A 20573-nucleotide genomic window follows, 5' to 3' on the forward strand; every position below is an offset into this window, starting at 1 on the left:
CTACCAACCCATTCACCGCGCCGGACCATGCGGCGAACGCTGGCGAGGTACGGGAACGCGGCGTCCGGTACGACGTTCAGCATCGCCAGCATCGCCAGCAACGGCGCCGTACGGCGCCGCACCTGACTCGCGTCCCTGGCTTCCACAGTTCGCCCAGCTCCAGTGGCCACTGCCACACGGCCCGAACCAGCCGCCGCTTACACCGACCACATGAACGAAGCGCTGGCCGCACTCTCCCGCCCAAGGCCGCAGGAAGTGCAGGCAGGACGCTCCCCGGCCGGCTGGAGGAAAGCGCGGCGCGGACGCTCCCTGCGAGCGGGACAGAGTGGTGGTTGCGTGCTCGTCTGCGGGGCCTGGCGAGGACGTTGGTCAAATGCGTCCCTGTGGGGGCTGGCGGGGGCGTTGGATGTGGTGGGCCCCCGGCTCCTGCTACGCCCACCTCCAGCACCTCCAGTGCTGGCGCCTCCGGAGAGCAGCCGCACTCGCCTCGATCGATGCGCGGACCTGCTGAGTCGCGGACGATGCTCGGGGTATCGTCGCCTGCCCAGCGGGGTGGCGGACTCCGCAGGCAGTATCTCGTCCAGAACCATTGGGGCTAGAGCAGGCCGAGCGAGTACGCGCGCAACACCGCATCCTCCCGGCTCGACGCGCCGAGCTTGCGATACACGCTCTTCACCTGTGACCGCACCGTGTTCACCGAAACCACCAGTTTCCCGGCGATTTCCGGCGTACTGCCGCCTGCGTCCAGCTCGCCGAGTACGGCGTGTTCCCGACTGGTCAGCTCCACCAGGTCGAGCCGCTCCGGGAACACCCCTGGCGCCCGCGCGAGCCGGTCCCGGGCCGCATCGGTCAACGGGAAGTCCTTGATTTCCTGGACTTCCGCGCGATCCGCCGGCGACAGCGACGCCAGCGACAACACCTCGTCCGGCGTCCGCAGCCGATCGGTCAGCTCCGCCGCCGCCCGCGCCTCCCGCACATCCCCGGTCCGCAACGCCGCGATCGCCTTCAGCAACAGCAGTTGCCGAAGATCCCGGTACGACGTGACGTTGCCCCACGACAACCGCGACGCCAGCGCGCGGACGGCGGCGTACTCGCCGTTGAGGAACCGGATCCGCGCGGCCGAAAGCGTCAGCCATGGTTCGTGAAGACCCGTTTCCTTGATCAGCCGCAACGCCCGGGTCCCCTGGCCGGTCGCGATCAGCAGGTCGATCCACGCGCGCCGCAGGACCTGCGCGGCCGCGGTCAGTTCGGTGAGTTCCGGTGCGTGGCTGAGGCGGAGCGTGCCGAGATGCGCGAGGGTCGCCGCCTGGTCGCCACGGTGCAGCCCGTGCGCGAACACCAGCGCCGCCACGAACGGCCAGACCTCGATCCGGCGCGTGCCGTCGCCGACGATCTCGAGAAGGCCGGCCAGTGCGCCGTCGTCGTATCGGTCCAGCGCGTCCCAGCCCTCGGCGATCGAACCGCCAATGGTGAGCAGGTACCGGACCCGCTGGGACGGCGCCTCGAACTCCCGCATCCGCCCCAACCACTGCTGCGCGGGACCGGTGTGGCCGAGATTCGCGAAGATCATCGCGAGGTTCGCGGACGCGTTCAGCGCGGTGGCAGCCGTCGCGGGTTCGAGCGTGGCGAGCTCGTACGCGTGCCGGTACAGCTCGACCGCGGCCGGCAGGTCGTCCATCAACGTCCGGGTCAGCCCACGCTGCAGCGGCAACCACCCCGGCCGCCACGAACCGTCGGCCCCCGGCAGCGGACTGAGCTGCGCGGCGCGCGCACTGAGCCGCTGCCCGAGTTCCTCCGCCTCGACGCACCGCCCCTGCTCCCGCAGCGCGATCATCGCCGCGACCCCGACCGTCGTCAGCGTCGCCGCCGACGTCTCCCGGTCGATGTCCATCGACGCCGCCAGCCGCGTCCCGAGCTCCGTGTAGTGCCGCAGGTACGGCCGCAACTCGAGAGCATCCGGCTGCGTCGCCGCGTAGTAGACGCTCAACCACGACAGCATCAGCCGAGGCCGAGCCCGCAACTCGTCGTCGGGAACCAACGTCAGCACGCCGAGCAGCCGCGCCGCCAGTTCCCCGTCCACCGAGAGCAGATGCTGGTCACAAACGACCTGCAACGCGTCCCAGTCCCGTTCCTCCCCGATCCTTGCCAACTCCCCCAGAGCAATCACCGAGGGATCATATTCGCTCTCAGGGAGTAGTCGCCTAGCTGATGCCCTTCAGCAGTTGGCGGGCCATCACGATGCGCTGGACCTGGTTGGTGCCTTCGTAGATTTGGGTGATCTTGGCGTCGCGCATCATGCGTTCGACCGGGTAGTCGTGGGTGTAGCCGTAGCCGCCGAGGAGTTGGACGGCGTCGGTGGTGACGGCCATCGCGGTGTCGGAGGCGAAGCACTTGGCGGCGGCGCCGAAGTAGGTGAGGTCCTTGTCGTTGCGCTCGGACCTGGCGGCCGCGGCGTACGTGAGCTGGCGGGCCGCCTCGATCTTCATACCCATGTCGGCGAGCATGAACTGCAGGCCCTGGAACTCCGAGATCGCCTTGCCGAACTGCTTGCGCTCCTGGACGTAGCCGAGCGCGTAGTCGAGCGCGCCCTGCGCGATGCCGAGCGCCTGCGCGGCGATCGTCACCCGGGTGTGGTCCAGGGTCTGCATCGCGGTCGCGAAGCCGGTGCCCTCGGCGCCAATCAGCCGGGAGGCCGGGATCCGGACGTTGTCGAAGTACACCTCGCGGGTCGGCGAGCCCTTGATGCCGAGCTTCTTCTCCGGTGCGCCGAACGACACGCCCTCGTCGGCCTTCTCGACCACGAACGCGCTGATGCCCTTTGAGCGGGCGGACGGATCCGTCACCGCGAACACCGTGTAGAAGTCGGAGACGCCGGCGTTGGTGATCCAGCGCTTGACGCCGTTCAGGACGTACGCGTCGCCGTCGCGGACCGCGCGGGTCTTCATCGAGGCCGCGTCCGAGCCGGCCTCCGGTTCCGACAGGCAGTACGAGAACATCGAGTCGCCGGCGGCCACCGGCGGCAGGTAGCGCTGCTTCACCTCGTCCGAGGCGGACAGCAGCAGCGGCAGCGAGCCGAGCTTGTTCACGGCCGGGATCAGCGACGTCGACGCGCACGCGCGGGCGACCTCCTCGATCACGATCACCGTGGCGAGTGCGTCCGCGCCGGCCCCGCCGTACTGCTCCGGGATGTGCGGCGCGTGGAAGTCGGACGCCTTCAGCGCGTCGTACGACGCCTTCGGGAACTCGGCCAGCTCGTCCACGTCCCCGGCGTGCGGGGCGACCTTGGCGTCGCAGACGTCGCGGACGGCCTCGCGGATCGCCTGGTGCTCCTCGGACAGCGCGTACAGCTCGAATGAGTTACTCACGAGTTGCACTGTACGACGAACAACCCGGGCGTGGGGTGCGTCGTACGCCGAAAGTGAGCAAGTACGCACTCTGCAGACATGAGCCGGTCACCGGCTGATAACCAGGATGGGTAGAGTCCCGGACATGAGTGAAGCGACCTCCCGCCCCCTGCGGATCGCCGTGATCGGCACCAACTACCTCGGCGCGAACACCGCCGCCGGGATGGCCGAGTTCGGTTTCGACGTGATCGGGGTCGAGATCGACGAGCACCGGCTGAAGCTGCTGAACGACGGCAAGGCCCCGCTGTACGAACCCGGTCTGGACCCGCTGCTGAAGAAGCACGTGGACTCCGGCCGGCTGCGGTTCACCAAGGACTACAGCGAGATCGCCGACTGGGCCGACGTGCACTTCGTCTGTGTCGGTACGCCGCAACTCGAGGGCAGCGAGGCGGCCGACCTGGCCCAGGTGCACTCGGTCGTCGACATGCTCGCGCCGCTGCTGACCCGGCCGGCGCTGGTGGTCGGCCGCTCCACGGTCCCGGTCGGTACGTCGAAGATCGTCGAGACCCGCTTCCACGCCGAGGCCCCGGCCGGTCGCGGGGTCGAGATCGCCTGGCAGCCGGAGTTCCTCCGCGAGGCGCACGGCGTCGAGGACACGCTGCACCCGGACCGGCTGGTCTTCGGTGTGCAATCAGCCGCGGCCGAAACGAAGCTGCGCGAGGTGTTCGCGACGCCGATCGGCGAAGGTTCACCGGTGGTCGTCTGCAATCTGCCGACCGCGGAGCTGGTGAAGGCGGGCGCGAACGCGTTCCTGGCCACGAAGATCTCGTTCATCAACGCGCTCGCCGAGATGGCCGACGCGACCGGCGCCGACGTCACCCAGCTGGCCGACGCGCTCGGGTACGACAAGCGGATCGGCCGCGGCATGCTGAACGCCGGCCCCGGGTACGGCGGCGGCTGCCTGCCGAAGGACCTGCGCGCGTTCATGCACCGGGCCGGTGAGCTCGGCGTCGAGGAGGTCATCACGCTGCTCCGCGAGGTCGACGACATCAACCAGCACCGGCGCGCCCGGATCGTTGACCTGACCCACGAGATGCTCGGCGGCGAGTGGTCCGGCAAGAACGTCACGGTGCTCGGCGCCGCGTTCAAGGCCGGTACCGACGACGTCCGCGACTCGCCCGCGCTCGACGTGGCCGGCCGGATCCAGCTGCACGGCGCGAACGTCACGGTCTACGACCCGGAGGCGATGGAGAACGCCCGCCGCGTCCGCCCGACCCTGCGCTACGCCCAGTCCGCCGTCGACGCCTGCCGTGACGCCCACGCCGTACTGCACCTGACCGAGTGGCCCGAGTTCCGCGAACTCGACCCGGCCACCCTGAAGGACGTCGTCAGCACCCCGGTCGTCGTCGACGCCCGCCTCAACCTGAACGCCGAAGCCTGGCGCACCGCCGGCTGGACCTACCGAGCCCCCGGCAAGCCCTAGGCGACAGTCGCCGCGCGGACGACTGGGCGGGTCACCACGACCAGGCCGGTGATGGCTGCCAGCACCGAGATCCCCAGGCAGACACCGGTGATGCCCAGGCCGCGTACGTCGGCCAGGCCGCCCAGCAGCGGGTTCATCACCATCAGCGCGACGCTCTGGATGAGTACGACGATGGACTGCAGCCGGGACTGGAACTCACGCTCCACCGAGTTCATCAGCAACGGCAGGACGTGGCCGGTGAACGTCCCGACACCAACACCGCTGACAACACCCGCGGCGAACGTCAGCGGCAACGGATCGAACACCGACAGGCCGAGCAGCCCGACAGCCGCGAGCAACAGGCCGCACGCCGCGACGATGCCCGGCCGCGGGAACGCGCCCCGCATCAGGATCCGGAGCGCGATGACCCCGACGCCGAGACTGCGGCTGGCGATCAGCAGGCCGGCGGTCGCGGCGTTCCAGCCGTGGGCCCGTGCGAGCAGTGGAAACAAGAGGGCATCGAGCGGCATCAGCAGACCGGCCGCGACGAACATCGTGATCAGCAACGCGCGGGTCAACGGCCGCCCGAAGGCCACCCGGATCCCGGCGCCGATCGAGTGCAGCATCCCGGTCGGTACCCGGCCCGTCGGCGCGATCGTCTTCCGCAGCACGAGCAGTACGACGCACATCACGCCGAACGTCAACGCGTCGAAGCCGCCGGCCGCCTTCAGCCCCGACCAGCTGACCAGCAGACCGCCGACCGCCGTACCCGTGACCGCGAACACCACACCCGTCACCTGGAAGCTCGCGAGCGCGCGCGGCACCTGCTGCGGCGGGACGAGCAGCCGCGGCATCGCCCGGGACGACGGCAGGAAGAACGCGTCGATGGATCCCACCACCAGCGCCAGGATCACCAGCAGCCAGACCGGTTCGCCCACGGCCGCCGACGCCGGAACGAGCGCGGCCGTCACCAGGAACATCGCCGTACAACTGGCGAGGAGGACCCGGGGTGCGCCGTAGCGGTCGCCGACGGCGCCGCCGATCAGCAGGAGGGCGGCACGGGGGGCGGCGGCGAGCAGCAGGATGAGGCCGGCGACGCTGCCGCCGTGCCGGGTGGCGGACCAGCCGATGCCGAAGCTCATCGTCAGGTCACCGAGGAGGGACACGGCAGCGCCGAACAGCCAGATCCAGTAGCGGACCGGAATGCGCTGCGTGTCCGATTCAGTGGGCGGAGTCACGATCGACGACCTTAGACGACAACCAATGGGATCTCACGACTACCCGCCCCCGACCTGTGGAAACCAGTCCAGACCTCAACCTTTACGCAGCTCTGCCGCCCCGTCACGCACCGTACTGCCCTTCCCCCGTGCCAGCTCCGCGAGCGACTCCTGGAACGCGATCATCCGGTCCCGCAGCACCTCGTCGGAGGCGGCCAGGATCCGGACCGCCAGCAGCCCCGCATTCCGAGCGTTCCCGATCGAGACGGTCGCAACCGGAACTCCGGCCGGCATCTGCACGATCGACAGCAGCGAGTCCATCCCGTCCAGGTACTTCAGCGGCACCGGTACGCCGATCACCGGCAACGGAGTCACCGACGCGAGCATCCCCGGCAGGTGCGCCGCACCGCCCGCACCGGCGATCAGCACCTTGAGGCCGCGCTCGTGGGCTGACCGTCCGTAGTCGATCATCTCGGTCGGCATCCGGTGCGCCGAGATCACGTCTGCCTCAAAGGGCACATCGAACTCGGCGCACACCTCGGCCGCCGCCTTCATCGTCGGCCAGTCGCTGTCCGACCCCATCACGATCCCGATCATGTACGTCCTCTACTCGTCGATGGTTCCGGTCAGGTACGCCGCGGCGTGCCGGGCGCGTTCCAGGGTCTCGTCGAGGTCGTCGCCGTACGCCGTGACGTGGCCGACCTTGCGGCCCGGCTGCACCGACTTCCCGTAGAAGTGCACCTTCAGCCCCGGGTCGCGGGCCAGGCAGTGCAGCAGCCCGCGGTGCATGTCCTCGACGTCGCCGCCGAGCACGTTGACCATCACCGTGTACGGCGCCCGCGCGGCCGGCGAGCCGAGCGGCAGGTCGAGCACCGCCCGCAGGTGGTTCTCGAACTGGGAGGTGACCGCGCCGTCGATCGACCAGTGCCCGGTGTTGTGCGGGCGCATCGCGAGCTCGTTGACCAGCAGCCGGCCGTCGCGGGCCTCGAACATCTCGACCGCGAGGACGCCGACGACGCCGAGCTCGCCGGCGATCCGGAGCGCGGTCTGCTGCGCCTGCGCGGCCTTCGCCGGGTCCAGCCCGGGGGCCGGCGCGGTGACCTCGACGCAGATCCCGTCGCGCTGCACGGACTCGACGATCGGGTACGCGACCGCCTGGCCGTGCGGCGAGCGGGCCACGATCGCGGACAGTTCGCGGACGAAGTCCACCTTCTCCTCGGCGAGGATCGGTACGCCGCTGCCGAACGCGGTCGCGACCTGCGGGTCGTCCGGCCCGTCGACGAACCAGACGCCCTTGCCGTCGTACCCGCCGCGGGTGGTCTTCAGGATGATCGGGAACCCGCCGACCCGTTTCGCGAAGTCCGCGACGTCGGCCGCCGTCGCGACCACCTGGTGCGCGGGCGCCGGCGCGTCGAACGTGTCCAGCCGGGCGCGCATCACGGCCTTGTCCTGGGCGTGCACGAGCGCGTCCGGGCCGGGGTACACCTTCATGCCGTCCGCTTCGAGCGCGTGCAGCAGGTCGGTCGGCACATGTTCGTGGTCGAACGTCACCACGTCGCACTCGGCCGCGAACCGGCGTACCGTCTCGGGGTCCTTGTAGTCGCCGACCGGCGCGTCCGCGACGGCCTGGGCGGCCGAGACGGCGGGGCCTTCGGCGAGCACGCGGAGCTGGATACCGAGCGCGACGGCCGTTTCCTGGGTCATCCGGGCCAGCTGGCCGCCGCCGATCATGCCGACCACGGGTGTACCGACGGGGAGATCCTTGCGATCGAACTTCACGGTTGTGAGCCTAACCCGGCCGATTTCGGCCTCGCCCCCTGGCCGGGTACCGTGGGAAGCTGCCCTGCCGTCGCGGTGTGATCACAGAAGGTTCCGAACCCCGTTGAAGCTCGTCACCAAGCTGTACCACCAGTTCCAGCACCTGGTGCACGAAGTGGCCAAGTTCGGTCTGGTCGGCGTGCTCGGTCTGGTCGTGGACCTGCCGATCTACAACTGGCTCGTGTTCGACAACCCGACGGTCCTCGGGGCCTCCGGGATCGGCATGCTGCACCACAAGCCGCTGACCGCGAAGCTGATCTCGACCACGGTGGCCACGGTCGCGACGTACTTCGGGAACCGGTACTGGACGTGGCGGCACCGCGAGCGCTCCGGTCTGCACCGGGAGTACGTGCTGTTCTTCGTGCTGAACGGGATCGGCCTGCTGATCGCGGCCGGCTGTCTGGCCTTCTCGCGGTACGCGCTCGACCTGCACAGCTGGCTGTCGGACAACATCGCCGCGAACTTCGTCGGTCTCGGACTCGGCACGCTGTTCCGGTTCTGGTCGTACCGGAAGTTCGTCTTCAAGGAAGAGATCGCGCTCGAAGAGGTCGAGCACACCCCGGCACCGGACTCCCCGGCGGAGCTCGACGGGGAGTCCACGGGCGACCTGCCCGTCGTGCGCTGAGCTACTCCCCGTTCAGGGGCGCGCCCGGGTCCTTCAGCCGGGCGTAGATGGTGTCGGCGAAGGTCGCGGGGACCTTGCCGAGCGACTGGATCACGGTGGTCGTCCCGGTGAAGCGGCCGACGGCGTAGAGGTAGGCCGAGTCGGTGTCCTTGTCGATCCCGAGCAGGACCGTGCCGTAGACGCCGCACTTCTGCGTGAGCAGCGTCTCGAAGCCCTGCCAGGTCCTGCTCCGGACCTGCTTGACGACCGGTTTCATCGGTGCGCTGGTCGGGATGTGGATCGTGTAGAGCGCGCCGCCCCGCGTGTTGGCGACGAACGTGTCGTACGTCGCGGCCTTGCTGACCAGCGCCATCGACTTCACCGCCGCGAACCCGGGCGCGGAGCCGGCGCTCCGCCAGACGCCCTTCGAGCTGACGGTCCAGCGGAACAGCACGCCGTCGCTTCGCAGGCCGTAGACGGTCCACCGGGAGATATTGCCCTGGTTCGGGGCCTGGTACTCGGCTTCCTCCACCATCGTGAACTTCCCCCAGCCGCCGCCGATCCGCCGCAATCCCGCCGGCGGACTGTTGACGACTCCGTCGCCGTGCGCGCTGTAGACCGCCTGGTAGAGCGCGTCACCGACGATGACGTAGCCGTAGACGTCGTATTCGGAGCCGTCCGGGCCTTGGTCGATCAGGATCGACATCGTCGAGGCCATCACCTTCACCTGGCCGGGCGCGAACGCACCCCTGCCGAGCGCCGCCGAGGTGGCGCGCGGCGGCGTGGTCGACACGACCGCCACGGAGTTGTGGTCCCCCGCGGCCGTGATCGACGAGGCGCTCAGCCCGCAGCTGGCCGCCGTCGTGGCAGCGGCGGTCGCCGGCACCAGCGTTGCGGTGACCAGGACGGCCGCCGCGATCGTTCCGAGTGGTTTGATCATTGACCCACCCCCTTTATCTGCCTTGATGATCGCGCGAGGGCGATGGTTGTATGCGGGCATGAGTGAGATCGAGGTGCGGACGGCCGTCGCGGCCGAGATGGATGCGGTACGGGCGATCTTCGGTGGGGCGATGATGTTCGACCCCGGGGCCGAGAGCGACCTCGACCGGCAGTTGTCCGAGGTCGAGCGGACGCTGGTGGCGACCGACGGTACGGAGGTCGTCGGGACGGTGACCGCGCGGACCCGGGACCTCTCGGTGCCCGGTGCGGTGGTCGGCGCCGCGCACGTGACCGGCGTCGGCGTCCGGGCGACGCACCGGCGGCGCGGCGTGATGTCCCGGCTGATCGGGCAGCAGCTGCGCGACGTACCGGAGGCGATCGCTGCGCTGTGGGCGAGCGAGTCGGCGATCTACGGGCGGTTCGGGTACGCCGCGACCGCCCGCGAGGTGGGCTACGAGATCGACCTGCATCGTGTTGGTCCCACCAACGACCGGATCCGGCCGGGCGCGCTCGGCGTACTGACCGTCGACGAGGCGCTGAAGGAGCTTCCGGCGGTCCTGCGCCGGCTGCAGGAGCAGCGGCCCGGCATCTCCGGGCGCTCGGAAGCGCGGTGGCAGAAACGCCTGCTGGACAAGCCGGAGGAGCGCAACGGGCGGACAGCGCGGCAGATCCTGGTGCACCGCGACGAGACCGGCGCGATCGACGGGTACGCCTTGTACCGCGGCAAGATGAACTGGCTCCCGGTCGGCCCGGCGAACGAGGTCCTGCTCGAGGAGCTCGTCGCGCCGGACGCCACGGCGTACCGGGAACTCTGGCAGTACCTGCTGACGATGGACCTGAGCGCGAAGCTCATGTACGGGCACGCCGCGCTGGACGAGCCGGTCCAGCAGCTCGTCACCACGCCGACCGCGCTCGACCGGCGGGTGAGCGAGTCGCTGTGGCTGCGGGTGACCGACGTACCGCGGGCCCTGCAGCAGCGGCAGTACGCCGTACCGGTCGACGTCGTGCTCGACGTACGGGACGAGCTGATCGAGGCGAACACCGGGCGGTTCCGGCTGACCGCCGACGGGTCCTCGGTGACCTGCGAGCGGACCGACGACCCGGCCGACCTCAGCCTGTCGGTGACCGAGCTCGGCGCGGTCTACCTCGGCGACCGTGCGCTGGCCGAGTTCGCCGCCACCGGACGCGTCGTCGAGCACACGCCGGGCGCATTGCATCGGACGACCGCGGCGTTCCGCTGGCCGGTCGCGCCGGTGAGCCTGGAGATCTTCTAGCGGTCGTCGTCGGAGCTGAAGATCGTGTCGCTGTCGTCCGCGCGGGCCTGCTTCGGCGGCTGCACCGGCGGACGGCGGCGCATATGCTCCGGCGGCTCCTCGTCGTCCAGGATGCCGTCGCCCATCTTGCCGTCCGGCCCGCCGAACAGCAGGTCGGACATCTGCAGGTGGACGTGCTCGACGTGCGGTACGTCGGGCAGGACCACCTGACCGCGCTCGCCGGCCGACTCGATGTGCAGCGTGCCGCAGCCGAGCATCCGGTCGATCAGGCCGTGCTCGTAGGACACGTCGTTGATCCGCATCAGCGGGATGTCCCGCCCGGTCCGGGTGAGCACGCCGTGCCGGGTGATCAGCCGCCGGTTCGTGATTGTGTACGTCGAGAAGAACCAGTCCAGGAACGGCCGGACCGTGAACGCGGCGACGATCACCACACCGACCGCCAGGATCGCGATCCGGGCCGGCTGCTGCAGCGACCCGTTCGGCACGATCGCGGCCAGGAAGCCGCCGAGCCCGGCCACCACCAGCAGCAGGAAGACCGGCCCGATCAGCGCCTTCCAGTGCGTCCGGGTGCTGACGACGACGTACTCGTCCTCACCCAACAACTTCGCCGAGATCGCCATACCCCCAGTCTCACAGGTCGCGGGTTCGGTTGTCCCGTCCCGACACGATCGGCTTCCAAAGATGGTTCAACACTTCACAAGATGCATACTGTGAGCCAGTATGCGCGAGGGGTTATCAGCTGGGGGGACGAGAGGAAGCCGTGATGGCAGTCTTGTCGATACTCGACCGGGAGCACACCGTCGCACCGCCGGGGTACAGCCGCTGGCTGATCCCGCCGGCCGCACTGGCCGTTCATCTCTGTATCGGTCAGGCGTACGCGACCAGCGTCTACAAGACCTCGATGGTCAAACATTTCGGCAGCAGTCAGACGGCGGTCGGCGTGGTGTTCAGCATCGCGATCGTGATGCTCGGGCTGTCCGCCGCGGTCGGCGGCACATGGGTGGAGCGCAACGGCCCGCGGAAGGCGATGTTCGTCGCGGCCTGCTTCTGGGCGTCCGGCTTCCTGGTCGGCGCGCTCGGCATCGGCACCGGCCAGCTCTGGCTGGTCTACCTCGGGTACGGCGTGATCGGCGGCATCGGCCTCGGGATCGGGTACATCTCCCCCGTCTCCACGCTGATCAAGTGGTTCCCGGATCGGCCCGGGCTGGCGACCGGCCTGGCGATCATGGGCTTCGGCGGCGGTGCCCTGGTGGCCAGCCCGCTGTCCCGGCAACTGCTCAGCCTCTACGACTCCAGCTACGACCCGAACGTCAGTACGTCGGTCGCGGGCGGCGGTGCGCTCGTCGGGCTGTTCCTGACGCTGGGCGCCGGGTACTTCGTGATCATGATGTTCGGCGTCTTCAACATCCGGGTGCCGGCCGACGGCTGGGCGCCGGACGGGTTCGACGCGACCGCCGTGCAGCAGAAGGCGCTCGTGACCAGCGGGAACGTGTCGGCGGCGAACGCGATCAGGACGCCGCAGTTCTGGTTCCTGTGGGTGGTGCTGTTCTGCAACGTCACCGCGGGGATCGGCATCCTCGAGCAGGCCAGCCCGATGATCCAGGACTTCTTCCGCGGCACCGGCGGCAAGTCGACGGTCGCCGTGGCGGCAGCGGCCGGGTTCGTCGGGTTGCTCTCGATCTTCAACATGGGCGGCCGGTTCGGCTGGTCGACGACGTCGGACGTGATCGGGCGGAAGCCGATCTACGCGCTGTACCTCGGCGCCGGGATCATCGCGTACCTCCTGCTCGGGACGGTCGGGCACACCAGCACCGTGGTCTTCGTGCTGCTCGCCGCGATCATCATCTCCTTCTACGGCGGCGGTTTCGCGACCGCGCCGGCGTACCTGCGGGATCTCTTCGGGACGTACCAGGTCGGCGCGATCCACGGGCGGCTGCTGACCGCGTGGTCCGCGGCCGGGATCGCCGGGCCGCTGATCGTCAACGGTTTCCTCGACCACGAGGGCAAACCCGGCACGCTGACCGCGTCGGCGTACCGGCCCGCGCTGTTCACGATGGTCGGCGTACTCGCGCTCGGCTTCGTCGCGAACCTGCTGATCCGCCCGGTCGCCGAACGGTTCCACGAGAAGTCCTCGTCCAGGGTAGAGGCGGCATCATGAACCAGAGCGCACGCCTGGTGGTCTCCTGGCTCCTAGTCGCAGTACTCCTCGGCTACGGCATCATCGAGACCCTCATCACCGCGGTGAAGATCTTCAAGTAGAGCGAAAACGATCAAGTAGTACAACGCGAGCGGCGGCACGATAGGTGGCATGACCACCGACGTGCTCGCCGCTTTCGTCTCGGTCCTGGCCGACGTCCTGGAGGACCAGGACGCGACACCACCCGAGCTGGCGGCGCGGATGCGGTTGTCGCGGTCGCACCTGGACCGGATGGTTCAGGCGGCCGCGGGCGAGCGGCCGGCGCGCTTGCGGCGCCGGATCCTGCTCGAGCGGGCGGCGTACCGGCTGCTGACCGGCGGCGGGAGCATCCTCGACGTCGCGGTCGAGGCAGGGTACGGGTCGCACGAGGCGTTCACGCGAGCCTTCGCCCGGGCGTACGGCGTGCCGCCGGCGCACTGGCGTGGGCGGCCGGACCGGATCCGGCTGGCGGCGCCGAGCGGTCTCCACTTCCACCCGCCGAACGGGTTGCGGGTGCCGGCCAGGGACGAGGTGAGTTCGATGGATCTGGTGTGCTCGATGATCGACCACCATGTGTGGCTGCTCGGGCAGATGCTCAGCCAGGCAGCGCGGCTGGAGGACGAGCAGCTGGACCGGCCGATCGAGATCTCGGTCGAGGGCATCGACGCCGAGCCGACGCTGCGGTCGTTGCTGTCCCGGCTGGTCGGGCAGCTCGGGATGTGGCACGCGAACCTGGCGGGGCAGGAGTACGACTTCGCCGTCGAGCAGGGCGAGAGCGTGCAGAGCATGCGCCGACGGCTGGACGTGGTGGGGCCCGCGTTCGCGGGTGAGGTCGGAGAGCTGTGTACGGCGAACCGGCTGGACGAGCTGATTGTCTGCCCGGGCGACAGCGTCGAGGTGTACACGGCGGGCGGGATGATCGCGCACGTGCTGACGTTCGCGGCGTACCGCCGGACGCTGGTCGCCGGCGCACTGCACGACGCCGGCTGCGACGACCTGGACAGCGGCGACCCGATCCGGTGGATCAGCTGATGACCGGCGTGCTGGTGGCGGTCAACGTGGTGCACGAACTGATCCGCGGGCCGACGCGCTGGACCGCGATCGACAAGCGGCCGGTGGACGGGCCGGTTTCCGTTGGTGTGCTGGGTCTGGACGGCGACCGGCAGTGCGACACGCGGTACCACGGCGGCCCGGACAAGGCGCTCTACGCGTACGCCGCGGAGGACGCGGAGTGGTGGGCCGCGGAACTCGGGCGGGAGATTCCGCCGGGCTTGTTCGGGGAGAACCTCACGACCCGGGGCCTGGACATCACCGGCGCGGCGATCGGTGAGCGCTGGCGGATCGGCGAGGTGCTGGTGGAGGTGCGGTCACCTCGGACACCGTGCGGAAACCTGTCCGGGCGGATGGGCATCAAACGCTTCCACCAACGCTTTGCTCGCGTCGGCCGGGTCGGCGTCTACCTGAAGGTGCTGGAGACCGGCTCCGTCCAAGCCGGTGACCCCATCAAGCTCGACGCAAGTGCGTGACATCCCCCGCAGCCAACGGTCGAGGGCCATCAGCTGTGTCGACTATGAGCCGACCATCGTCCGCCAGGTCGCGCGCCGTTCCTTCGAGGAAGGTGCCGTCGGGGAGTTCTACGCGTACTGGTTGTCCGAGGGTGGCGGAGAGTTCGCGGTATTCAGGAAGCACTACGGCGGGGTCCCCGGCCGCGTTGACCCATGACTGGTAGCGGGAGGCGAGTTCTCGTAGTACTGCGGCCAGGATGGTGGCTCGGTCGGTTGTGGTGGCGTGTTCTAGGGCTAGGGACGTGGCGGCCGCTTGGGGCTTCTCGTCTTCGCGGAGGGTGACGTTCAGACCGATGCCTACTACGGCAGCCGGGCCTTCGATGCGTTCGAGCAGGATGCCCGCCAGTTTGCGGTTCTCCACCAGTACGTCGTTGGGCCACTTCACCTGGGCAGGCACCTCAGCAACCCGCCGTACGGCGGCCGCGACCGCAAGAGGTACCAGCAGGCCCAGCCACGGCCACCGTGCCGCGTCAACACTCGTTGGGCGCAGCAGGGCCGACATCAGCAAGGCAGAACGCGGCGGTGTGGTCCACGTACGGCCCAGCCGCCCGCGACCGGACGACTGGTACTCGGCAGCGACAACCAGCCCCTCAGGCTGACCACTTGCGGCAGCAGCCGCCACAACAGCGTTCGTTGACGGTGTCTCGGCGACAACGTCGATCTGCGTCCAGAACGAACCAGGACGCACCAACCGCCCCCGCAGGAACTTCTCGTCCAGCGGGGGCCGCTCCAGGTCGCTGAAACTCATCCGGTGTTCTGCAGACCTGCGGCAACACCGGAAACGGTCAGCAACAGCAGCCGTCGGGTCCGGACGATCTGCTGCTCGTCCAGCGAGTCATCGGTCCGCAGCGTCCGCAACGCCCGCAACTGCAGGTAGCTGAGCGCGTCGACGTACGGGTTGCGCAGCTCGACCGCACGGCCCAGCACGCGCCGCCCTTGCAGCAGGCGCTCCTGGTCGAGCACCTTGAGCACCCACTCGGTGGTCAACGCGTGCTCGTCCAGCATCTGCTGGGTCAGCTCAGGCCGGTCGCCCAGCTCCAGATAGCGGCCGAGGATGCGCCGGTCCGTCTTGGCCAGCGACATCTCCGCGTTCTCCAGCATCACCTGGAACAACGGCCAGTTCTGGTTCGCGTCCCGCAGCAGATCCACGTCGCCGACCGCCGCCAGCGCCGTACCGAGGCCGTACCAGCCGGGCGCGTTCACCCGGGCCTGCGACCATGCGAACACCCACGGGATCGCCCGCAGGTCCTCCAGCGACGACACCGCGACACCACGCCGCGCCGGCCGCGAACCCAACGGCAGCTGCCCCAGCTCCTCCAGCGGGGTCACGGTGCTGAACCACTCCGCGAAGCCGTCCGCCTTCACCAGCCGGTGGTACGCCGTCCGCGCCGCCTCGTCGAGCGTCTTCTCGACCACCGCGAACCGGTCGGCCGCCGCCGCGGCCCGCTCCTCGACGGCCGGCGTCGACGCCAGCAGGGTCGCCGCGGTCACCTGCTCGATGTGCCGCTGCGCGATCGGCGCGTTGCCGTACCGCGCCGGGATCGCCTCGCCCTGCTCGGTGAGCTTGAACCGCCCTGCCACCGACCCGGGAGCCTGCGCGAGTACGGCGCGGTTCGCGGGGCCGCCGCCCCGCCCGAGGGCGCCGCCGCGGCCGTGGAACAGGGTCAGCCGGATCGCGTTCCGCTGCGCCCACGCGGTGATCCGCGCCTGCGCGTCGTACAGCGCCAGCGTCGCCGACACGGGGCCGACGTCCTTCGCGGAGTCGGAGTACCCGAGCATCACCTCGAAGCGCCGGTCGTTCGCGGTCAGCCGGTGGCGTACCCGGGTCAGCTGGATCGCGTTGTCCAGCACCTCGACCGAGTTCTGCAAGTCCTCACCGGTCTCGAACAGCGGTACGACGTCCAGCTCGATCGGGCGCCCGTCGAGCGCGGCGTCGGCCAGCTCGTACACGGCCGCCAGGTCCCCGGCGTTCCGCGTGAACGACACGACGTACCGTCGGCAGGCCTCCGGACCGAAGCGCTGCTGGATCTGCGCGATCACCCGGAGGGTGGCGAGCACCTCCTCGGTCTGGTCGGACAGCTCGCCGCCGCCGAGGACCTCCTCGAGCGCCTTCGCGTGCACCGAGGAGTGCTGGCGGATCTCCAGCTCGGCCAGGTGGAAGCCGAACGAGTTCACCTGCCAGATGAGCTGCTGCAATTCGCCGAACGCCTGCCGCGGCGCGCCGGCCGTCACCAGCGAGTCCTGCAGGACCTTGAGCTCGTGCAGGAAGTCGGCGGACCGCGGGTACCCGAAGTCGGCGTCGCGGGAACGCGTCGCGGCCAGGCGGCGGGCGGCGAGCAGTAGCAGCTGCCGGTGCGGCTCGGCCGGCGAACGGGTCTCGATGTCCGCGATCAGCTCCGGGTTGACGGCGCGGGCGTCCTCCAGGATCCGGCGTACCGGCGCGGACGGCGGCGTGGTCGCGGCGTCCAGCGTCAGCGACCGGCCGAGCGCCTCGGTGGCCCGCTCCAGCGCCTGCAGCACGTGGTCGGCCTGGATCTGCATCGCCTCGCGGGTGATCGCGGCGGTGACGTTCGGGTTGCCGTCCCGGTCGCCGCCGATCCACGAACCCAGGTGGACGAACGGCGCCACCACCGGGGTCCGGGTCCCGGCCGCGTCACCGGCCAGTGCGTCGTCCAGGCGGCGGTACACGTTGCCGACGACGTCGAACAGGGTCTCCTCGAAGACCGCCATCGCCGACCGGACCTCGTCCAGCGGCGTGGGCCGGCTGGTGCGGAGTTGCGACGTACGCCAGAGGATGTCGACCTGCTCGACCAGCCGGCGCCGGTTCTCCGCCAGATCGCTGTCACCGGCGCGCGGGTCGTGGCGCTCGTCCAGCAGCGACGTGATCCGGCGGATCGTCGCCAGTACGGCGCGGCGCCGGGCCTCGGTCGGGTGCGCGGTCAGCACCGGGCGGAACTCCAGCCCGTTCAGCAACGCCCGCGCCTGCTGCTCGCCGCTGTCGCGGGTGATCTGCTCGACGGCCTGCGCCAGCTCGGACACCACGGCCTCGCTGCCGGCCCGGTCCCGCTCGCGGAGCACCCGGGCGCGGTGCAGCTCCTCGCTCAGGTTCGTCAGGTGGAAGTAGCAGGTGAACGCCCGGGCCACGTCCTCGGCCCGCTCGTGCGGCCACGACGCGACCAGCTCCTCGGCGGCGGCGCCGTCACCGGCGATGGTCAGCTCACGCAGCTTCTCGACGTCGTCGAGCAGCGGCTGACCGGCGTACTCGACGAGCACCTTGCCGAGGATCTCGCCGAGCAGGCGGACGTCGGCCCTGAGTTCTTCAGGCACCTCGAACCGCGCGCGGGTACGGGTCTCACTACCGGTCTCGGTCACGTTCGCCCACCCTATCGGCGGACGCCCGTCCATGCTGCCGAGTCCGCCCACTGGAAGCCGATCGTGACCGTGTGTTCAGCTACTTCACAGTATGTCGATCAAACGTTGGGGAAACCGCCCGCGACGACGCGGGAAACGGTCTCGGCAAGTTCGGCCGGGGTGCGGTCGGTGGCGTCGTTGACGAGCATCCGGGCGCAGGTCTCGGTCATCGCGGCGAGCAGTTCGGCGAGCACCGGCAGCTCCGCGTCGGGGTCGGAGATGTCCGGGAGCGACTTCGTCAACGTCAGCCGGAGACTCTCGACCAGGAACGCGCGGGCCGCCCGGACCCGCTCCGCGACGACGGGCGCGGCGCCGTACTGCGCCCCGAACACGATCCGCCAGGACTGCGGCTGCTTCGCGACCGCGGTCAGGAACGCCGTCAGGCCGTCGCGGACGTGCTGCTCCGGCGTACCGACGCTGGGGTCCGGGGGCAGCGCGCCGACGATCGTGATCACCAGGTGCTGCTCCTCGCGAGCGAGCAGCGCCAGGAGGAGCTCGTCACGGTTCGCGAAGGAGTCGTACACGACGGGCTTGGTGACACCCGCGGCATCGGCGACGGCCTGCATCGACGTACCGGAATATCCCTTGGCCGCGAACACCTCCAGCGCCGCGTCCAGGATCAGGGGCCGCCGCCGCTCCGGCCCGAGGTGCGGCGCCCGCCGGCGTTTCTCGACCTCCCCGACCACTTGACAAAGCTACAACACCGTAGGAAATTCCTACAGTCTGGTAGGGAAGCGCGCCGGACACGCTTCCGGCGACCGCGCCGAAGGGCGTCCGGAGAGCTTCCCGTACGAACTGCCGCGGGGGTGGTCGATGACCGAACGAGGCAGTGCCCGCTGGCTCGAGTCCGAGGGTGTGACCGCCCTGGACGCGAGCGAGCTCGCTCGACTGGTCGACCGGACGTCGGAGCGGGAGCTCCGGCATCGACTCATCGGGGGAGTACGAGAGATCGCGTTGCGCGAGATCTTTCGGCGGATGCCGGAGTACCTCCGACCCGCCCGGGCCGCCGGATTCGACGCTGTCATCAGCTGGCAGATCACCGGCGCGGGCGGGGCCGGCCGCCAGGTCGACGAATACTGGCTCCACGTCCACGACGGCCGCTGCACCCCGGTCCCCCCGCAACCCACTCCCCCCGACATCGCGATCCGCACCGACCCCACCACCCTGCTCCGCATCGTCACCGGCAACGAGGACCCCGTCCTCGCCCTCCTCAAACAACGCCTCTCGGTCCGCGGCGACCTCGCCCAAGCCGCCCGCCTCCCCAAACTCTTCACCACCGGCCCCACCTGAGCCGGCTACGGCTCCCAGAGTTCCCCGCCGTCGAGCATGTCGATGATCGACATCAACAGCCCGCTCAGCTCGAGCGCCGCATCCCGCTCGTCCACCGTCGGCGCGGCGTAGGCGATCCGGCTCATCTCCTCGATCCCGGCCTCCGCCCGGGCCCGCCGCTCGGCGGGCGTACCTTCCAGCCTGGAGGCTCGCAGCATCACGTCGGACGCCTGCTGCACCGGAACGCTTTCCGGTGTCCGAGCCGCCAGGACGAGGTCGTCCATCACCGTCAGGTGGCGGATCGCCTTGGCCCGCTGTGCCTCGCCATCAACGGTCGCGGCCTGCTCCCGCAACTGGTCGACAGCCTGCGCGAGCGCCTCGGGGTCGGTGATCGATCGGCCCCAGGCGTGGACGATGCGGCGGCGTTCAGCGTCGAACTCGGCGTACTCCACGGGTCGATCCTTGCAGTTGGCCGGTCCGCGCGGGTCAGCTTCCGGAGTGCGGCCTGTCTATCTGCTCGGAGTGTCGGTGGCACGTCCGGCCGACTGCTCGGTCCCCTGGGGACCACCACGCCGCGCCGAGGTCGCCTGCCCCTGAGGCACCCGCGTTGCTCCAGCCGCCGGCGCCTGATGGTCAAGCACCGCCCGCAACGCAGCCACATCCTGCCCCGGAGCCGCCGAACCCCCACCAGCCCCGGCAGCCCCCGCCGGCCCTCCCCACGAACCACCCTGCTGCCCTTGCTGCCACCCCTGCCCCTGCGGCTGCTGGTACTGCGCCTGCGGCGGTTGCTGGTACTGCGCCTGCGGCTGGTGGGACTGCGGCCACTGCTGCTGAGCCTGTGGCTGCTGGTACTGCGCCTGCGCCTGCGCCTGCGCCTGCGCCTGCGGCTGCTGCGGCTGCGGCCACTGCTGCCGACCGTGCGCCTGCTGCGCCTGCGGTTGCTGCCACTGTTGTTGAGCCTGTGGCTGCTGGTACTGCGCCTGCGGCGGCTGGGGCCGCTGCCATTGCTGCTGGGCCTGTGGCTGAGCAGGCTGTTGGTATTGCGGCTGAGGTTGCTGTGGCTGTGGTTGCGCGGACTGTTGCCACCATTGCTGGGCCTGCGGGGTCTGGCCAGCAGTCGGCTGTTGGCGAGGCTGACCCTGCTGTGAGTACGGCGACTGCTGCGGCTGTGCCTGACCGTGGGGCTGTTGCGGACGCGGTGCGGTTTGTGGCTGTTGCTGCCACTGCCCAGGCTGCGAGTACTGCTGAGGCTGTTGGTACTGCGGCTGCGCCGACTGCTGGTGCTGCGGCTGAGCCTGTGGCTGGGCGGGCTGCTGCCACCACTGCTGCCCCTGCGGACTCTGCCCTGCACCCGGCTGTTGGTTTGCCTGACCCTGCTGTGTGTACGGCGACTGCTGCGGCTGCTGCCACTGCGCAGGCTGCTGCGGCTGAGTCGGCTGCTGGTACTGCGGTTGGGTCGGCTGCTGGTACTGCGGCTGAGTCGGCTGTTGATGC

19 protein-coding genes are annotated in these 20573 nt (G+C 70.0%); 8 read left to right on the forward strand and 11 right to left on the reverse strand.

All coding sequences use genetic code 11. The features are described 5' to 3' along the window. Positions 1-595 precede the first annotated feature (595 nt). The gene (locus ACFV9C_RS09210; protein ID WP_380191995.1) at positions 596-2167 is read right to left on the reverse strand and encodes a LuxR C-terminal-related transcriptional regulator; all 1572 of its coding nucleotides are present in this window, start codon (positions 2165-2167) and stop codon (positions 596-598) included. Between the two features lie 34 nt (positions 2168-2201). Further along, entirely contained in the window at positions 2202-3365 is a 1164-nt protein-coding gene (locus tag ACFV9C_RS09215) for an acyl-CoA dehydrogenase family protein (RefSeq protein ID WP_380191997.1), read from the reverse strand. 124 nt (positions 3366-3489) lie between these two features. On the opposite strand from ACFV9C_RS09215, the gene ACFV9C_RS09220 reads away from it, so the two are divergent. Then, positions 3490-4827 carry a UDP-glucose dehydrogenase family protein gene (locus tag ACFV9C_RS09220; protein WP_380191998.1) on the forward strand — a complete coding sequence of 446 codons (1338 nt, stop codon included), beginning with the start codon at positions 3490-3492 and terminating at the stop codon, positions 4825-4827. On the opposite strand, the gene ACFV9C_RS09225 is transcribed toward ACFV9C_RS09220, so the two are convergent. The 3 genes from ACFV9C_RS09225 to ACFV9C_RS09235 all read right to left on the reverse strand — a co-directional run bounded on the left by ACFV9C_RS09225 (position 4824) and on the right by ACFV9C_RS09235 (position 7802). Beyond that, positions 4824-6044 (reverse strand): MFS transporter, encoded by a 1221-nt coding sequence (locus ACFV9C_RS09225; RefSeq protein ID WP_380192000.1) that lies wholly within the window; start codon positions 6042-6044, stop codon positions 4824-4826. The two genes, ACFV9C_RS09220 and ACFV9C_RS09225, sit on opposite strands and share 4 nt — an antisense overlap. 75 nt (positions 6045-6119) lie before the next feature. Continuing rightward, positions 6120-6620, reverse strand: coding sequence for a 5-(carboxyamino)imidazole ribonucleotide mutase (purE, locus tag ACFV9C_RS09230; protein ID WP_380192002.1), 501 nt, complete (start codon positions 6618-6620; stop codon positions 6120-6122). A 9-nt stretch (positions 6621-6629) separates the two neighbouring features. Then, the gene (locus ACFV9C_RS09235; protein WP_380192004.1) at positions 6630-7802 is read right to left on the reverse strand and encodes a 5-(carboxyamino)imidazole ribonucleotide synthase; all 1173 of its coding nucleotides are present in this window, start codon (positions 7800-7802) and stop codon (positions 6630-6632) included. 103 nt (positions 7803-7905) lie between these two features. Between ACFV9C_RS09235 and ACFV9C_RS09240 the strand changes: the two genes are divergently transcribed. Then, entirely contained in the window at positions 7906-8466 is a 561-nt protein-coding gene (locus tag ACFV9C_RS09240) for a GtrA family protein (protein WP_380192006.1), read from the forward strand. 1 nt (position 8467) lies between these two features. On the opposite strand, the gene ACFV9C_RS09245 is transcribed toward ACFV9C_RS09240, so the two are convergent. Then, positions 8468-9385 carry a hypothetical protein gene (locus tag ACFV9C_RS09245; protein ID WP_380192008.1) on the reverse strand — a complete coding sequence of 306 codons (918 nt, stop codon included), beginning with the start codon at positions 9383-9385 and terminating at the stop codon, positions 8468-8470. A 58-nt stretch (positions 9386-9443) separates the two neighbouring features. Here ACFV9C_RS09245 and ACFV9C_RS09250 point away from each other — a divergent pair, with 58 nt between their 5' ends. Then, the gene (locus tag ACFV9C_RS09250) at positions 9444-10658 is read left to right on the forward strand and encodes a GNAT family N-acetyltransferase (protein WP_380192009.1); all 1215 of its coding nucleotides are present in this window, start codon (positions 9444-9446) and stop codon (positions 10656-10658) included. On the opposite strand, the gene ACFV9C_RS09255 is transcribed toward ACFV9C_RS09250, so the two are convergent. Next, positions 10655-11278: a PH domain-containing protein gene (locus ACFV9C_RS09255; protein WP_380192010.1), complete on the reverse strand. Its 624-nt coding sequence runs from the start codon at positions 11276-11278 to the stop codon at positions 10655-10657. The genes ACFV9C_RS09250 and ACFV9C_RS09255 overlap by 4 nt on opposite strands. A gap of 143 nt (positions 11279-11421) precedes the next feature. Here ACFV9C_RS09255 and ACFV9C_RS09260 point away from each other — a divergent pair, with 143 nt between their 5' ends. The 3 genes from ACFV9C_RS09260 to ACFV9C_RS09270 all read left to right on the forward strand — a co-directional run bounded on the left by ACFV9C_RS09260 (position 11422) and on the right by ACFV9C_RS09270 (position 14360). Then, the gene (locus ACFV9C_RS09260; protein WP_380192011.1) at positions 11422-12816 is read left to right on the forward strand and encodes an OFA family MFS transporter; all 1395 of its coding nucleotides are present in this window, start codon (positions 11422-11424) and stop codon (positions 12814-12816) included. A 150-nt stretch (positions 12817-12966) separates the two neighbouring features. Continuing rightward, positions 12967-13866, forward strand: coding sequence for a helix-turn-helix domain-containing protein (locus ACFV9C_RS09265; RefSeq protein WP_380192013.1), 900 nt, complete (start codon positions 12967-12969; stop codon positions 13864-13866). Beyond that, positions 13866-14360 (forward strand): MOSC domain-containing protein, encoded by a 495-nt coding sequence (locus ACFV9C_RS09270; RefSeq protein ID WP_380192015.1) that lies wholly within the window; start codon positions 13866-13868, stop codon positions 14358-14360. The genes ACFV9C_RS09265 and ACFV9C_RS09270 overlap by 1 nt, the downstream gene beginning before the upstream one ends. Here the strand turns inward: ACFV9C_RS09270 and ACFV9C_RS09275 are convergent. The 3 genes from ACFV9C_RS09275 to ACFV9C_RS09285 all read right to left on the reverse strand — a co-directional run bounded on the left by ACFV9C_RS09275 (position 14338) and on the right by ACFV9C_RS09285 (position 18496). Next, positions 14338-15147 carry a biotin--[acetyl-CoA-carboxylase] ligase gene (locus ACFV9C_RS09275; protein WP_380192017.1) on the reverse strand — a complete coding sequence of 270 codons (810 nt, stop codon included), beginning with the start codon at positions 15145-15147 and terminating at the stop codon, positions 14338-14340. The two genes, ACFV9C_RS09270 and ACFV9C_RS09275, sit on opposite strands and share 23 nt — an antisense overlap. Continuing rightward, the gene (locus tag ACFV9C_RS09280; RefSeq protein ID WP_380192019.1) at positions 15144-17771 is read right to left on the reverse strand and encodes a phosphoenolpyruvate carboxylase; all 2628 of its coding nucleotides are present in this window, start codon (positions 17769-17771) and stop codon (positions 15144-15146) included. Before ACFV9C_RS09280 ends, ACFV9C_RS09275 begins: the two co-directional genes overlap by 4 nt. Positions 17772-17869: 98 nt before the next feature. Next, entirely contained in the window at positions 17870-18496 is a 627-nt protein-coding gene (locus ACFV9C_RS09285) for a TetR/AcrR family transcriptional regulator (protein WP_380192021.1), read from the reverse strand. A 127-nt stretch (positions 18497-18623) separates the two neighbouring features. On the opposite strand from ACFV9C_RS09285, the gene ACFV9C_RS09290 reads away from it, so the two are divergent. Continuing rightward, complete coding sequence (locus tag ACFV9C_RS09290) at positions 18624-19100, forward strand: SCP2 sterol-binding domain-containing protein (protein ID WP_380192023.1); 477 nt, start codon at positions 18624-18626, stop codon at positions 19098-19100. A gap of 5 nt (positions 19101-19105) precedes the next feature. Here ACFV9C_RS09290 and ACFV9C_RS09295 read toward each other — a convergent pair whose 3' ends face one another. Further along, complete coding sequence (locus ACFV9C_RS09295; protein ID WP_380192025.1) at positions 19106-19531, reverse strand: hypothetical protein; 426 nt, start codon at positions 19529-19531, stop codon at positions 19106-19108. Positions 19532-19816: 285 nt separating this feature from the next. Between ACFV9C_RS09295 and ACFV9C_RS09300 the strand changes: the two genes are divergently transcribed. Next, a complete protein-coding gene (locus ACFV9C_RS09300) occupies positions 19817-20227 on the forward strand; it encodes a hypothetical protein (RefSeq protein ID WP_380192026.1) in 411 nt (136 codons plus the stop codon). The last annotated feature ends 346 nt before the right edge of the window (positions 20228-20573 follow it).

The organism is Kribbella sp. NPDC059898, assembly GCF_042730855.1.
Classification (GTDB): domain Bacteria; phylum Actinomycetota; class Actinomycetes; order Propionibacteriales; family Kribbellaceae; genus Kribbella.